The organism is Diaphorobacter limosus, from assembly GCF_033100095.1.
Taxonomy (GTDB): Bacteria; Pseudomonadota; Gammaproteobacteria; order Burkholderiales; family Burkholderiaceae_C; genus Alicycliphilus; species Alicycliphilus limosus.
On record NZ_CP136921.1, the window covers coordinates 415,112 to 430,440 of the forward strand.

The 15,329-nt window shown below is 65.0% G+C and carries 13 protein-coding genes; 6 read left to right on the forward strand and 7 right to left on the reverse strand.

The window, feature by feature from the left end; translation table 11 throughout:
* Positions 1-19: 19 nt before the first annotated feature.
* The 4 genes from sdhA to P4826_RS02085 form a co-directional block, all read right to left on the reverse strand.
* On the reverse strand, positions 20-1,825 hold the full coding sequence (gene sdhA, locus P4826_RS02070; protein WP_317702348.1) for a succinate dehydrogenase flavoprotein subunit: 1,806 nt from the start codon (positions 1,823-1,825) through the stop codon (positions 20-22).
* Positions 1,826-1,888: 63 nt separating this feature from the next.
* Positions 1,889-2,254 (reverse strand): succinate dehydrogenase, hydrophobic membrane anchor protein, encoded by a 366-nt coding sequence (gene sdhD, locus P4826_RS02075; protein WP_317702349.1) that lies wholly within the window; start codon positions 2,252-2,254, stop codon positions 1,889-1,891.
* A 24-nt stretch (positions 2,255-2,278) separates the two neighbouring features.
* Positions 2,279-2,713 carry a succinate dehydrogenase, cytochrome b556 subunit gene (gene sdhC / locus P4826_RS02080; RefSeq protein WP_317702350.1) on the reverse strand — a complete coding sequence of 145 codons (435 nt, stop codon included), beginning with the start codon at positions 2,711-2,713 and terminating at the stop codon, positions 2,279-2,281.
* Positions 2,714-2,874: 161 nt separating this feature from the next.
* The gene (locus P4826_RS02085; RefSeq protein ID WP_317702351.1) at positions 2,875-3,666 is read right to left on the reverse strand and encodes a GntR family transcriptional regulator; all 792 of its coding nucleotides are present in this window, start codon (positions 3,664-3,666) and stop codon (positions 2,875-2,877) included.
* A gap of 197 nt (positions 3,667-3,863) precedes the next feature.
* Here P4826_RS02085 and P4826_RS02090 point away from each other — a divergent pair, with 197 nt between their 5' ends.
* The 4 genes from P4826_RS02090 (at position 3,864) to acnB (ending at position 9,395) form a co-directional block, all read left to right on the forward strand.
* Positions 3,864-4,850, forward strand: a complete 987-nt coding sequence (locus P4826_RS02090) for a malate dehydrogenase (protein ID WP_317702352.1) — start codon at positions 3,864-3,866, stop codon at positions 4,848-4,850.
* A gap of 165 nt (positions 4,851-5,015) precedes the next feature.
* On the forward strand, positions 5,016-6,026 hold the full coding sequence (locus P4826_RS02095) for an HpcH/HpaI aldolase/citrate lyase family protein (protein WP_317702353.1): 1,011 nt from the start codon (positions 5,016-5,018) through the stop codon (positions 6,024-6,026).
* A gap of 55 nt (positions 6,027-6,081) precedes the next feature.
* Complete coding sequence (locus tag P4826_RS02100; protein ID WP_317702354.1) at positions 6,082-6,684, forward strand: hypothetical protein; 603 nt, start codon at positions 6,082-6,084, stop codon at positions 6,682-6,684.
* Positions 6,685-6,803: 119 nt separating this feature from the next.
* Positions 6,804-9,395 (forward strand): bifunctional aconitate hydratase 2/2-methylisocitrate dehydratase, encoded by a 2,592-nt coding sequence (gene acnB, locus P4826_RS02105; RefSeq protein WP_317702355.1) that lies wholly within the window; start codon positions 6,804-6,806, stop codon positions 9,393-9,395.
* Between the two features lie 111 nt (positions 9,396-9,506).
* Here acnB and P4826_RS02110 read toward each other — a convergent pair whose 3' ends face one another.
* The 3 genes from P4826_RS02110 to P4826_RS02120 form a co-directional block, all read right to left on the reverse strand.
* A complete protein-coding gene (locus tag P4826_RS02110; RefSeq protein ID WP_317702356.1) occupies positions 9,507-10,727 on the reverse strand; it encodes a DUF3037 domain-containing protein in 1,221 nt (406 codons plus the stop codon).
* Positions 10,724-11,170 (reverse strand): type IIL restriction-modification enzyme MmeI, encoded by a 447-nt coding sequence (locus P4826_RS02115; protein ID WP_317702357.1) that lies wholly within the window; start codon positions 11,168-11,170, stop codon positions 10,724-10,726. The genes P4826_RS02110 and P4826_RS02115 overlap by 4 nt, the downstream gene beginning before the upstream one ends.
* Positions 11,171-11,346: 176 nt before the next feature.
* Positions 11,347-12,234 (reverse strand): LysR family transcriptional regulator, encoded by an 888-nt coding sequence (locus tag P4826_RS02120; protein ID WP_317702358.1) that lies wholly within the window; start codon positions 12,232-12,234, stop codon positions 11,347-11,349.
* Positions 12,235-12,349: 115 nt separating this feature from the next.
* On the opposite strand from P4826_RS02120, the gene P4826_RS02125 reads away from it, so the two are divergent.
* The gene (locus P4826_RS02125; RefSeq protein WP_317702359.1) at positions 12,350-14,056 is read left to right on the forward strand and encodes an acyl-CoA dehydrogenase family protein; all 1,707 of its coding nucleotides are present in this window, start codon (positions 12,350-12,352) and stop codon (positions 14,054-14,056) included.
* A gap of 216 nt (positions 14,057-14,272) precedes the next feature.
* Entirely contained in the window at positions 14,273-15,250 is a 978-nt protein-coding gene (locus P4826_RS02130; RefSeq protein ID WP_317702360.1) for a Bug family tripartite tricarboxylate transporter substrate binding protein, read from the forward strand.
* Positions 15,251-15,329 lie beyond the last annotated feature (79 nt).

The window sequence follows — 15,329 nt, forward strand, 5'->3', positions numbered from 1 at the left end:
TCGTGGGGCGGTGGCGCGATCAGAACGTACGGACCTTGGGCGGGATGCTGTCCACCGTCAGCGGTTTCATGTTCACGGGCTTGTAGGTCAGGCTGTTGCTGGCGCTGTGCCACAGCGTGTGCTTGAGCCAGTTGGCGTCGTCGCGGCCCAGCGGCGCGGTGGGGTGGTCAGCCGGGTGTTCGTAGTCGTCCACGGTGTGGGCGCCGCGGCATTCCTTGCGCGCGGCGGCCGAGACCATGGTGGCCTGCGCCACCTCGATCAGGTTGTCCACCTCCAGCGCTTCCATGCGCGCGGTGTTCCAGACCTTGGATTTGTCCTTGAGCGTGACGGAGCCGACCTTCTCGCGGATCGCGGCGATCTTGACCACGCCCTCGTCCATGCCCTTTTGCGTGCGGAACACGCCGGCGTGCGACTGCATGGTCTGGCGGATCTCATTGGCCAGGTCTTGCGCGTAGATGCCATCCTTGGAGTCCTCCAGCTGGTTCAGGCGCGCCAGGGTGCGGTCGCTGCCATCGGCCGGCATGTCCTGGTGGTTGCCGTATTCGCCGACGAACTTGACGATGTGCTTGCCTGCCGACTTGCCGAACACCAGCAGGTCCAGCAGCGAGTTCGTGCCCAGGCGGTTGGCGCCATGCACCGACACCGCCGCGCATTCGCCCACGGCGTACAGGCCCTTGACGATGTTGTTCTGGCTGCCGTCCCAGACCACGACCTGGCCGTGGATGTTGGTCGGAATGCCGCCCATCTGGTAGTGGATGGTGGGCACCACCGGGATAGGCTCCTTGGTGATGTCGACGTTGGCGAAGTTGTGGCCGATCTCCTCCACCGACGGCAGGCGTTTGCGAATCGTGTCCGCGCCCAGGTGGTCGAGCTTCATCAGGATGTAGTCCTTGTTCGGGCCGCAGCCACGGCCTTCCTTGATCTCCTGATCCATCGAGCGCGAGACGAAGTCGCGCGGCGCCAGGTCTTTCAAGGTGGGTGCGTACCGCTCCATGAAGCGTTCGCCGTTGCTATTCAAAAGAATAGCGCCCTCGCCGCGGCAGCCCTCGGTCAGCAGCACGCCCGCGCCGGCCACGCCGGTGGGGTGGAACTGCCAGAACTCCAGGTCTTGTAGCGGGATGCCGGCACGCGCCGCCATCCCCAGGCCGTCGCCGGTGTTGATAAAGGCGTTGGTCGATGCGGCAAAGATGCGGCCCGCGCCGCCCGTGGCCAGCAGCACGGCCTTGGCGTGCAGCTCGTACAGGTCGCCGGTTTCCAGTTCCAGGGCGGTTACACCGACCACGTCGCCGGTGCTGTTGCGGATCAGATCCAGCGCCATCCATTCGACGAAGAAGTTGGTCTTGGACTCGACGTTCTTCTGGTACAGCGTGTGCAGCATGGCGTGGCCGGTGCGGTCGGCGGCGGCGCAGGCGCGTTGCACGGGCTTTTCACCGTAGTTGGCGGTGTGGCCGCCAAACGGGCGCTGGTAGATGGTGCCGTCGGCGTTGCGGTCAAACGGCATGCCGAAATGCTCAAGCTCGATGACGACGTTGGGCGCTTCGCGGCACATGAACTCGACGGCGTCCTGGTCGGACAGCCAGTCGCCGCCCTTGATGGTGTCGTAGAAGTGGTAGTGCCAGTTGTCCTCGCTCATGTTGCCGAGCGACGCCGATACGCCGCCCTGGGCGGCCACGGTGTGCGAGCGCGTGGGGAAGACCTTGGTCAGGCAGGCGACGGACAGACCGGCGCGCGAGAGTTCCAGCGAGGCACGCATGCCCGAGCCGCCGGCGCCGACGATGACGACATCGAACTTGCGCACGGCAATATCTTTTTTGGTGTAACTCATGGTTGTGGTGTGTGGGGTGCTAATGGGTTCTGAAAGAAGGGTGGGGCTATGGGTGCAGCGTGCTCACAGGCGCCACAGCACCTGCACGGCCCAACCACCACAACTGACCAGCCAGATGGCGCTGAGCGCCTGCAGCACCAGGCGCAGGCCGGCGGGCTTGGCGTAGTCGTACCAGACACTGCACACGCCGACCCAGGCGTGCCAGATCAGCGCCACGATGACCGAGAAGGTCAGCGCCTTCATCCACTGCGGTGAAAAAATGCCGGCCCAGGTGTCGTAGCCGATGGGGCCTTTGGTGAACAGCAGTTGCGCCAGCAGCAGCAGGGTGAAGGCCAGCAGCAGGATGGCGGTGATGCGTTGCACCACGAAATCGCGCCAGCCATAGTGGGCACCGACAACGGTGCGCTTGGAGCCGTAGGTCACAGCCATGGTGTCATTCCTTTTCTTGTTGAATCAGTACAGGCCAAACAGCTTGGCGCCGAGGATCAGCGTCAGGCCGATGCTGAACACCAGCGTGGCCACGGCCGACTGGCGGCCAAAGTCCTTGGTGGTCTTGTGCGACACATCCAGGTACAGGTGGCGCACACCGGCGGCCAGGTGGTGCAGGTAGGCCCAGATCAGGGCCAGCGTCACCAGCTTGATGAACCAGCCGGGCACGAAGCCCAGGCCGACGTTGAAGGCGGCGCTGAAACGGCCAAACGAAATCTCCGAGGACACCGAGGTGTCGAACATCCAGATCACCAGCGGCAGCAGGATGAACATGAGCATGCCGCTGACCCGGTGCAGGATGGAGATGAAACCGGCCAGCGGCAGGCGGTAGGTTCTGACATCGGAAAAGAGGTTGAGGTTGCGAAACTCGGGCCTCTTCTTTTTGGCTAGCTCTGTCATGGTGGGTACTTTCTTGGTGGTAACTGCGTGGTAATCGCGCGGTGCAGACAACCCAAAATTCTATTGCAGTGCAATACGGAGGTGATGCGGCGACTGCGTATTTGCGCTAATTGTGTCGAATGTCAGGCGTGAGTCAGTTCGATTCGGCCGTCCTGCCGCGGTCAGTTCAGCTTGTTGTGGTAGTGGTGGGTGTCGGTGCGGTACAGGCCGCGGCGCAACTCCATGGGCACATCGTTGTAGGTGTAGGCCAGCCGCTCCACGCTCAGCAGCGGCGTGCCGGCGGGCACGTTGAGCCACTGGGCCTGCGTTTCGTCGGGCAGCACGGCGCGGATTTTTTCCTCGGCACGCACCATGCGCACGCCAAAGTCCAGCTCGAACATGGCATAGGTGGGCCCCTGGTAGTGCGCCAGCTGCTCGGCCGTCAGTCCCTTGAATGCCTGGCCGGGCAGCCAAATGTCCTCCAGGATGGTCGGTACGCCGACAAAAGACAGGATACGTTTGATCTGGATCACAGAATCGCCTGCGCGCAGCGCCAGGCTGCGTGCCATGTCGGCGCTGGCGCGCAGCCGGCGGCATTCCAGAATGGTGCGCTGGGCCGGGCCTTCCTCGCTGGCGTCGCCGGCGTCCGGCAGCAGCTTGAGGAAGCGGTATTGCACCTGGCGCTCGGCATGCGTGGCCACAAACGTGCCCTTGCCCTGGCGGCGCGTGACCAGGTTCTCGGCCGCCAGCTCGTCGATGGCCTTGCGCACCGTGCCCTGGCTCACGCGAAAGCGTGCGGCCAGCTCGATCTCGCTCGGAATGGCCTCGCCGGGCTTCCACTCGCCATGCTGCAGGCTGTGCAGTATCAGCCCCTTGATCTGCTGGTACAGCGGGCTGAAGGCCGGCGTGACCGTTGCCGCGCCGCCACTTGCGGGGGGCGTGCCTTCGGTGCTGGGCGGAAGCAGGGACGACATGGTGGTGCTGGCTGTGCCTGTGGGCGAGGGTGTTTCCAGTCGCTAATCATATCTTATATAAGACATAAGACAAATTGACCGTAACCCTGAATCGACAGTAAAATCAGCAGTTGTTTGCGGAGCACGGGCTGCCGGTTACAGGCCTTGGTGCACGCACCCACAGGTTTTTTCTGTCACTTCCTTTTTGGAGTTTTCTCATGAGCAAGAAGCCCGTTCGCGTCGCAGTCACCGGCGCCGCAGGTCAAATCGGTTACGCCCTGCTGTTTCGCATCGCCTCCGGCGAAATGCTGGGCAAGGACCAGCCCGTCATCCTGCAACTGCTCGAAATTCCCGACGAGAAGGCCCAGAACGCGCTCAAGGGCGTGATCATGGAACTGGAAGACTGCGCCTTCCCGCTGCTGGCCGGCATCGAGGCGCACTCTGACCCCATGACGGCCTTCAAGGACACCGACTACGCGCTGCTGGTCGGCGCCCGTCCGCGCGGCCCCGGCATGGAGCGCGCCGACCTGCTGGCCGCCAACGCCCAGATCTTCACCGCCCAGGGCAAGGCCCTGAACGCTGTTGCCAGCCGCAACGTGCGCGTGCTGGTGGTGGGCAACCCCGCCAACACCAACGCCTACATCGCCATGAAGAGCGCGCCGGATCTGCCGCGCGAGAACTTCACCGCCATGCTGCGCCTGGACCACAACCGCGCTGCCAGCCAGATCGCCACCAAGATGGGCGTGGCCGTGGGCGACATCGAGAAGCTGGCCGTGTGGGGCAACCACTCGCCCACCATGTACGCCGACTACCGTTTCGCCACCGTGGGCGGCAAGTCCGTCAAGGACACCATCAACGACCACGACTGGAACGCCAACACCTTCCTGCCCACCGTGGGCAAGCGCGGCGCGGCCATCATTGCCGCACGTGGCCTGTCGTCGGCCGCCTCGGCCGCCAACGCCGCCATCGACCACATGCGCGACTGGGCCCTGGGCACCAACGGCAAGTGGGTCACCATGGGCATCCCGTCCAACGGCGAATACGGCATCCCCAAGGATGTGATGTTCGGCTACCCCGTGACCTGCGAAGGCGGCAAGTACCACATCGTCAAGGACCTGCCGATCGACGCCTTCAGCCAGGAATGCATCAACAAGACCCTGGCCGAGCTGCAGGGCGAGCAGGACGGCGTCAAGCACCTGCTGTAAAACGATAGCGCGTTGCGCATGATAGACAAGGGGTTCAGCGTTGAAACATGTTGAAATCCTTGTCCTCACAGCGCAAGCAGCTTCTATATTGATAGAAGTCTGCTGTGTTGCCATGGCGCTGCCGTGGCCACACACCAGATTTTTGCCCCCAACCCCCGCATCCGCATGACCGCTGCCGTCCCCCATCCCCGCGAAGTACTGCTTGGCAGCCAGGCGGCGGCCTTGACCCTGCCCGTGTGCGACCACTACAGCGGGGTTGAGGCACGCATGCGCAAGAGCCTGCAGCTGCAGGCCGAGATGCAGCAGGAGTTTGGCCACTGCGTGTTCGACGTCACGCTGGACTGCGAGGACGGCGCCCCCGTGGGCCAGGAGCGCGAGCACGCCCAGCTGGTCGCGCAGCTGGCCAGCAACGCCGCCGCCGGCGCCCGCGTGGCGGCGCGCGTGCACACCGTGGATCACCCCGCATTTGCGCAGGACATGGACATCATTGCCGGCCAGGCCGGGCAGCGCCTGTGCCACATCATGATTCCCAAGGTGGAGTCGGTGGATGACGTGCTGCAGGCCGAGCGCGCGCTGCTTGCCGCCGGCGCTGGCCACCTGCCGCTGCATGCGCTGATCGAATCGCCCGCCGCCGTGCACCGCGCCTTCGAGATCGCCGCCCACCCGCGCATCCAGAGCCTGAGCTTCGGCCTGATGGACTTCGTCTCGGCGCATGGCGGCGCCATTCCCGCCTCGGGCATGACCTCTGCCGGCCAGTTCCAGCACCCCCTGGTGGTTCGCGCCAAGCTGGAGATTGCAGCCGCCTGCCACGCCAATGGCAAGGTGCCCTCGCACTGCGTGGTCACCGAGTTCAGCGATACGGCCGCCATGCAGGCCGCCGCCGGTCGCGCCGCGCGCGAATTCGGCTACACACGCATGTGGAGCATCCACCCGGCGCAGATCCGCCCCATCCTGGCCGCCTTCGCGCCCGAGGATGCCGAGATCGCCCGCGCTGCCCGCATCATTGCTGCCGCCATCGACGCCGATTGGGCCCCCATCAGCGAAGAAGGCGTGCTGCACGACCGCGCCAGCTACCGCTATTTCTGGCAGTTGCTGGAGCGTGCACACCAGACCGGACGTGCATTGCCGCAACAGGCGCAGGCCTGGTTTGCAAATCCTGACAGCGCACCGACCTGATACGGATATTTCGCCGCCACAATCAAGGTTTTCGCCTATTTCCGCCGGAGTCATCATGAAAATCCTCGTCCTTTCCGCCCTCCTGGTGCTGGCCCCCGCCTGGTCCATGGCGCAGCAGGCGGCGCAGCCGGCCGGCAAGACCGTCGCCAAGAGCACGGCCGCCAAGCCAGCGCAAACGGCCAAGGCCAAGGCCAAGCCGCAGGCGGCCGTCGTCGCCAAGGCCGCGCCCACCAGCAGCCGCACGCGCCTGCACAGCGGCGCCATGCAGGTCGCGGCCGGCATCTCCGCCGCCGAGGCCGCGCTCACCCCCGAAGAACTGGCCATTGCCGACGAGGTGCACACCGGCCGCATGGCCTGCGAACTGGGCGCCTTCGTGCAGGTGGAGCGTGATGCGCAGTCGCCCGGCCGCTTCCATGTCGAAGGCAAGGGCTTCAAGTTCCACATGGCCCCCGTGGCATCGGCCACCGGTGCCGTGCGCCTGGAGGATCAGCAGGCCGGCGCCGTGTGGATCCAGATCGCCAACAAGTCCATGCTCATGAACCAGAAGCTAGGCCAGCGCATGGCCGACGAGTGCATGAGCCCACAGCAGTTCACGGTGGCCGAGGGCTTCAAGAAGAACCCGCCGCCCAGCCTGCTGGACAGCCCCGCAACCAAATAAGAAAACCCGGCGCCCGTCGGCGGGCCGCTGGCACTAACCACCTTGGCGGTGGGCATGCCCGTGGCCGACTGGTGATCGCCCCCACTTTGAAAACCCTGACCATTCCGGAGAAAGAAGTCATGTTGCAAGCCTACCGAGCCCATGCCGCCGAACGCGCCGCCCTCGGCATCCCGCCGCTGCCGCTGGATGCCAAGCAGGTCGCCGACTTGATCGAGCTGATCAAGAACCCGCCCGCTGGCGAGGCCGAGTTCCTGCTGGACTTGCTCACCCATCGCGTGCCCCCGGGTGTCGATGACGCGGCCAAGGTCAAGGCATCCTTCCTGGCCGCCGTGGCGCATGGCGACGTGCAGGTGGCGCTGATCAGCAAGGCTCGCGCCACCGAGCTGCTGGGCACCATGGTGGGTGGCTACAACGTGCACCCGCTGATCGAGCTGCTCGACGACGCCGATGTGGCTGGGGTGGCTGCCGAGGCGCTCAAGAAGACGCTGCTCATGTTCGACTACTTCAACGACGTGGCGGCCAAGGCCAAGGCCGGCAACGCCAAGGCCCGCGAAGTGATGCAAAGCTGGGCCGACGCCGAGTGGTTCACCAGCCGCCCCAAGGTGGCAGAAAAAATCACCGTCACCGTCTTCAAGGTGCCGGGCGAGACCAACACCGACGACCTGTCGCCCGCGCCCGACGCCACCACGCGCCCCGACATCCCCATGCACTACCTGGCCATGCTGAAGAACCAGCGCCCGGACGCGGCCTTCAAGCCCGAGCAGGACGGCGTGCGCGGCCCGATGCAGTTCATCGAAGACCTGAAGAAAAAGGGCCACGTCGTGGCCTACGTGGGCGACGTGGTCGGCACGGGTTCGAGCCGCAAATCCGCCACCAACTCGGTCATCTGGGCCACCGGCGAAGACATTCCCTTCGTGCCCAACAAGCGCTTTGGCGGCGTCACGCTGGGCGGCAAGATTGCCCCCATCTTCTTCAACACGCAAGAAGACTCCGGCTCGCTGCCCATCGAAGTGGACGTTTCCAAAATGGAAATGGGCGACGTTATCGACATCTACCCCTATGCAGGAAAAATCGAGAAAGCCGGCGTCCAGATTGCGGACTTCGCTCTCAAATCCGAAGTACTGCTCGACGAAGTGCAGGCCGGTGGCCGTATCAACCTGATCATCGGCCGCTCGCTCACCGCCAAGGCGCGCGAAGCCCTGGGCCTGGCCGCTTCCACCGCCTTCCGCCTGCCGCAAGCTCCGGCTCCATCCAAGGCTGGCTTCACCCTGGCGCAGAAGATGGTCGGCCGTGCCTGCGGCCTGCCGGAAGGCCAGGGCATTCGCCCCGGCACCTACTGCGAGCCCAAGATGACCACCGTCGGCAGCCAGGACACCACCGGCCCGATGACGCGCGACGAACTGAAGGACCTGGCCTGCCTGGGCTTCAGCGCCGACATGGTGATGCAAAGCTTCTGCCACACCGCCGCCTACCCCAAGCCGGTGGACGTGAAAACCCACCGCACGCTGCCCGCCTTCATCAGCAACCGTGGCGGCGTGGCCCTGCGCCCGGGCGACGGCGTGATCCACAGCTGGCTCAACCGCCTGCTGCTGCCTGACACCGTGGGCACCGGCGGCGACTCGCACACGCGCTTCCCCATCGGCATCAGCTTCCCGGCAGGCTCGGGCCTGGTGGCCTTCGGCGCCGCCACCGGCGTCATGCCGCTCGACATGCCCGAATCGGTGCTGGTGCGCTTCAAGGGCAAGCTGCAACCGGGCGTGACCCTGCGCGACCTGGTGCACGCGATTCCGCTGTACGCCATCAAGGCAGGCCTCTTGACCGTGGCCAAGGCCGGCAAGATCAACGTCTTCTCGGGCAAGATCCTGGAAATCGAAGGCCTGCCAGACCTGAAGGTCGAGCAAGCGTTTGAGCTGTCCGACGCGTCGGCCGAGCGCAGCGCCGCTGGCTGCACCATCAAGCTCAACCCCGAGCCGATCAAGGAGTACCTGACCAGCAACATCGTTCTCATGAAGAACATGATTGCCGACGGCTACGCAGACGCCAAGACCCTGGCGCGCCGCATCGAGAAGGTCGAAGCCTGGCTGGCCAAGCCTGACCTGCTCGAAGCCGACAAGGACGCCGAGTACGCTGCCGTGATCGAGATCGACATGAACGACATCAAGGAGCCCATCGTCTGCTGCCCCAACGACCCGGACGACGCCAAGTTCCTGTCTGAAGTCGCCGGCACCAAGATCGACGAAGCCTTCATCGGTTCGTGCATGACCAACATCGGCCACTTCCGCGCAGCCGCCAAGCTGCTGGGCGGCCAGCGCGACATCCCGACCAAGCTGTGGGTGGCCCCGCCCACCAAGATGGACGAGAGCGAGCTGATCAAGGAAGGCCACTACGCGGCGTTTGGCACGGCCGGCGCGCGCACCGAAATGCCGGGCTGCAGCCTGTGCATGGGCAACCAGGCCCAGGTGCGCGAAGGTGCAACCGTCATCTCGACCAGCACGCGGAACTTCCCCAACCGCCTGGGCAAGAACACCAACGTGTTCCTGGGCTCGGCCGAACTCACCGCCATCGCCTCGCGCTTGGGGCGTCTGCCCACCCCCGCCGAGTACCTGGCCGAGATCGGGGTGGTCGATGCCAACAAGGACAGCATCTACCGCTACATGAACTTCGACCAGATCGAGGAATACGCCGAAGTGGCCAAGGGCGTGACGGCCTGATGGTTTGAGGCCAGCGCACGCTGGCCCTGAAGCACAAAACCCCCGCCGGCGTGAACCGGGCGGGGGTTTTGTTTTTGGGGCCGGACAGAACTAGCCGGTCAAAACGCTGCCTCAGTGCTGCGCAAAGTCAGCAATGCGCTGCTCTTCATGGTCAGGAACGGTTTGCACCGCCAAGCTATGCAGATCGCTGCAAATGTCCAGGTAGGCGGCGTGGCGTTGTGTGTGGTCAGGTGCAGGAGGTTTGATGGCGAACAGCACCGATTCGGGCAGGAGATTGCGCCCCCTGAGCCGTTTGACCTTTTGCAGCCAAGCGTCGCCGTGCTCGTAAATATCCACCGGCGCCTCCTGGTTCAGACTCAAGGGCTTGATGATCTTGGTCAACACATCGCCCTGCTGCTGCACCAAGGGGAAGCTGGCATGGAACACCTCGTCGCCGACACGCTGGCGTGCAAAAGGTGCGGCTAGCGGCAGGCTGCTCAGCAAGTACTTGATGCGTTTTTCCATCGTCTGCTCGACGTATTCAGGCGTGATGAACCTGCGCTCCACGCAGTGCTCGAACTGCCGCTGCAACTCCGTTGCAGGGTCTGGCGTCAGCACGGCGCGCGCCGGGCCAAAGCGCACCATGGCCTCGCGGGGGTGGATCAATGCGTCAAACAAATGGCGCAGCGCATCGCTGCGGCCTTGGGCGGGGGTGTCGGCAACCCGGAGGGCCACGCGCTGCAATTCGTCTTGCATGGCCTTGATGGCGCGCAGATAGATCTCGCGCGGCAACTCATCAAAAAAATCGGTGATGCGTTTGGCCCGCTGGGTTTGCAGCTTGAAGCCGAAGTAGCCGGTTTCGGGGCACAGCAAGATGACACCGGCGTTGGCAAATTCCCCCGTTTCGCGGAAAGGCGAAAACTGAAGCACGGCGTCCCAAAGCAAGTTGGTGTTGCCGCGCAGACGGTCGGTATTGCGCACCCACCAGTCAAACGCCAGTACCTTGCGCTGCAGCTCTGGGGCGACCTTGTGGTCGATGCCTAATTCGAGCCACACCGTGTGCACCACCTCGCGCGAGCCGAAGGCGGGCAGGCTGCCCACGGCCTGCAAGTCCTTGGGCAGCTCTCGCACCAGGGCGGGGTCGAGCTGCACCAGGGAGAAGGGCGGCAAGGGCAGGCCCAGCGCCTGCGCCAGATGGGCGCAAATCCACTCACTCCACAGGCTCGCGCGGTTGGTCTGCTGGCCCTTGACGTAATAGCGCTGGTCGTCGGCGCCAACGCACAGCAAGGGCCGCGATAGCCCCTGCTGGGCCGGGCCGATCACCTCCACGATGGGGATCATGGCGGTGCTCATGGTGCTGGGCGTTTTCTGGCCGGCTTGGCCTTGGGCGCGGGCAGCAAGCTGGTCAGCTGCACATAGCGCTCAAACAAAAAGGCCACGCGCTCGGCGTCGGTTTTCCAGGTTTTCTTGCCGCTGTGCCCCCCGGTTCCCAGGGCGTAGGCGGCATCGACCGCGGCGTCGAGCTTTTGGTGGGCCTTGAGCAGCAGGGGCGGCATGGTCAGCGGGTCGTACAGGTCGGCCAGGCTGCTGCCGGGGAACTTGGCGCGGGCATCCAGCACGGCTTGTGCTGCGGTTTCGATAGCTGTTTGCGCTTTATGGGCGGGCGTTGGGGGCTTGTTTTGCTCTAAATGGGGTGGCGGGTCGGGCCAGGGGACGTTGTTGTAGACGATGGCGGCGGAGTAGCGGAAATCGCTTTTCAGCCGCCCGCAGACGGCGCGCACCCAGGCGTTGTGCATGGTGGGGGTGACCGGTTGCGCTGGTTTTACTCCCTCTCCCTCTCCCTCTGGGAGAGGGTGGGGGGTGAGGGCCTGCGGCCGGGTCTGAGGCATGTGTGAAATCAGGTGAAACAAGGTTGTAGCACTTGCGTATCAAGCGCCAGCAGCTATTTTTTTAATAGTCTACAGGCGATCCGTCAACAGCCCTGCGCCGCCTGGCGCAAATGCGCCAGCAGCGCCTGTACCAGTGGGCTGGCCGGCGCGGTGCGCCACAGGGCCAGCATTTCGGAATGCGGGTGCTCGCCCAGCAAGGGGCGAAACTGCAGGCGCGGCAGGCCCACGCGCTCCAGCGCCGCGGGCACCAGGGCCACGCCCTGGCCCAGCGAGACGAGCGAGATCACCGACAGCCAGTGGCGCACCTCGTGGCGCACCTCGGGGGCGAAGCCGTGGGCCAGGCACATTTCGTAGATGCGCTGGTGGTAGGTGGGCGATACCAGGGTGGAGAACAAAATCAGCCGGTCGCCTTTCAGCGCGCCCAGGTCTATGGCTGCGGCGGCGCACAGCGGGTGCTGCTCGGGCAGGCAGACGACGAAGGGCTCGTCCACGATGAGCTGGCTGGCGATGCCCTCGGGCGGCTGTATGGAGTGCACCAGGGCCAGGTCCAGGCGCATTTGCTGCAGGCCCAGGATCTGCTCGGCGCTGTTGGCCTCCAGCATGTCCACGCGCACCTGGGGGTGGGTCTGCTGCATGGCCTCCAGCGCCTGGGGCAGGCCGCGGTACAGGCTGGATCCGACGAAGCCCAGGCGCAGGTGGCCGACGGTGCCGCGCGCCACGTCGCGCGTCTCTTGCGCCGCCTGGTGGCTCAGGGCGAGCAGCTGGCGCGCCTTGGTCAGCAGATGCTCGCCGGCAGCGGTCAGGCGCACGCCCTTGCTGTTGCGCTCGAACAGCTGGGCCTGCAGCTCTTCCTCCAGCTGCTTGATGGCGACCGACAGCGGTGGCTGCGAGATGCGCAGCCGCTGCGCCGCGCGGCCGAAGTGCAGTTCCTCGGCCAGGGTCACGAAGTAGTGCAGTACACGCAGTTCCATGGCAACTATATAAATTAAGTATTGACAAAGATTTTAATGATATTGGACTCGAATGATTAAAACTGGTGCAATAGCCCCAAGCCCGATGTCAGCCGAGATTCAAAGGAGACCAGCCATGTCCGCTACCGATCAGACCCAGATGACCGCCCTGGCCCAGGCCAGCTCTGCCGCCCATCCCGTGCCGGATCGCGGCCATGTGAACAACTATCGCGAAGACACCGAGCTGCAGCAGCTGCTGGCGCTGTATCTGCCGGCCGACCTGTATGCCCACCTGCAGCCCTACTTTGACCGCATGGGCGAGCTCGCCGGCGGCGCCGTCGATGACTGGGCGCTGGAGGCCGACCGCAACCCCCCGACGCTGGAGATGCGCAACCGCGCTGGCCAGGAGGTGCAGCGCATCGTCAAGCACCCCGCCTACATCGAGATGGAGAAGGTGGCCTACCAGCAGTTTGGCCTGGCCGCCATTTCGCACCGCGAGGACATGCTGGGCTGGAAGGGCAAGATGCCGGCCATCGTCAAGTACGCGCTGACGTACTTGTTCGTGCAGTCCGAGTTCGGCCTGTGCTGCCCGCTGTCGATGACCGATTCGCTGACGCGCACGCTGCGCAAGTATGGCGACGAAAAGCTGGTCGCCAAATACCTGCCCAAGCTGCTGGCCATGGACTTCGATTCGGCCGTGCAGGGCTCGATGTTCATGACCGAGCAGGCGGCCGGCTCGGACATCTCCAACACCCTGACCATGGCCTATCCGCAGGAGGACGGCAGCTGGCGCCTGTATGGCGAGAAGTGGTTCTGCTCCAACCCCGACGCGGGCTTTGGCATGGTGTTGGCGCGCGTGGAGGGCGGGCCGCCCGGCATGAAGGGCATCTCGCTGTTCCTGCTGCCGCGTCAGCTTGACGATGGCAGCACCAACCACTACACCATCGTGCGCCTGAAGGACAAGATGGGCACGCGCTCCATGGCCAGCGGCGAGATCCGGATGGAAGGCGCCGTGGCCTACCTGGTGGGCGAGCAGGGCCGGGGCTTCGTGCAGATTGCCGACATGGTGAACAACTCGCGCCTCTCGAACGGCATGCGCTCCGCTGGCATGATGCGCCGCGCCGTGGCCGAGGCCGAGTACATCGCCCGCGAGCGCTGGGCCTTTGGCAAGCAACTGCAGGACATGCCGCTGATGAAGGTGCAGCTGGACAAGCTGCGCGTGCCGGCCGAGCAGGCGCGCACCATGGTGTTCCAGACCGCGGCTACGCTGACGCGCTCGGACGCTGGCGACCCTGAAGCCTATGCGCTCTTGCGCATCCTCACGCCCATGATCAAGTTCCGCGCCTGCCGCGACGCACGCAAGGTGACGGGCGACGCCATGGAGGTGCGCGGCGGCTGCGGCTACATCGAGGAATGGGCCGACCCGCGCCTGGTGCGCGACGCCCACCTGGGCTCGATCTGGGAGGGCACCAGCAACATCGTGGCGCTGGACGTCAAGCGCGCCATCAAGCGCGAAGGCTCGCTGCCGGTGCTGCAGGCCTATCTGCATGGTCTGCTCAAGGACACCCAGGGCATCACCGCCGCCTACCGCCAGGCGCTCACCGATGCGCTGGCCGGCGCCGTGCAGCTGGCCGAACGCGCCGTGGCCGACGATGGCGAATACCTGGTGCGCCAGGCCGCCACCGCGCTGTACAACTGCACCACGGCGATTGCCATGGCCTGGGAGGCGTGCAAGACCGGCTCGCAAGAGCGCCTGCGCCTGTCTCAGCTGGTGATAGCCCACCGCGTGCTGCCGCGCGACCCGTTGCATGCAGGCGGCGTGCCGGCCGAGTGGCTGCAGTAAGCACGCGATAACTCCCTCCCCCCTCTGGGAGAGGGCAGGTTTTAATTCCCTCGCCCCCTTGGGGGAGAGGGTGGGGGTGAGGGGGTGATTGGGCGCAGTGCCCACTTTTACGCCCCTCACCCCAGCCCTCTCCCGCCAGCGGGAGAGGGAGAAACAGCCTCTAGCGCTTATGTATCAAGCGCCACCAGCTATCAAATCAACAACAGGAGACAAACCATGCAAAAACGCAAGCTACTCACCCTCATCGCCGGCGCCGCCATGCTGGCCGCCTTGCCGGCTCAGGCGCAGGGCAGCTTCCCCGACAAGCTGATCACCTTCGTCGTGCCCTTCCCGCCGGGCGGGCCCACGGATGCCATGGCGCGCATCCTGGCCACCGAACTGACCAAGGAGCTGGGCCAGAGCGTGATCGTGGACAACAGGGCGGGCGCGGGCGGCAACATCGGCGCCGATGCCGTGGCGCGCGCCACGCCCGATGGCTACACCATCATGTTTGGCACATCTGGGCCGCTGGCCATCAACCAGAGCCTGTACAAGGGGCAGAAGTACGACGCGCGCACCAGCTTCGAACCCATCGTCTACGTGGGCTACCTGCCCAACATCCTGGTGGTGCGCTCCGGCCTGGGCGTGGCCAATGTGCAGGAGCTGATCGCCAAGGAAAAGGCCAAGCCCGGCACGCTGAACTACGCATCGTCGGGCAACGGCGCCTCGTCGCACCTGGCGGGCGTGCTGTTCAACGAGATGACCGGCACCAAGCTGCTGCATGTGCCCTACAAGGGCACGGGCCCGGCGCTCAACGATCTGCTGGGCGGGCAGGTGGACATGACGTTTACCGACATCCTCACCGCCATGCCCTATATCAAGACCGACAAGGTCAAGGCCTTGGGCGTGGCCACGGCCAAGCGCTCCAGCGCCATGCCGGACATCCCGACGATCGCCGAGCAGGGCGTGAAGGGCTACGACGTGAGCGTGTTCTTTGGCGTGGTGGCCCCCAAGGGCACGCCGGCCGACCGTATCAAGGTCTTGAACCAGGCGTTCTCGCGCGCGCTCGACTCCGACAGGGTCAAGCAGAGCTTTGCCCAGCAGGGGCTGGAGGGCTCGTCCGACCGCAGCCCGGCCTATCTGGCAAAGTTCATCAAGTCCGAGGTGGACAAATGGGCCAAGGTGGTCAAGCAGGCCGGCGTGCAACTGGATTGACCACATTCCCCGTAGGAGCGGCTTTAGCCGCGAATGAACATGTTCGCGGCTAAAGCCGCTCCTACACCCCCTCATGTGT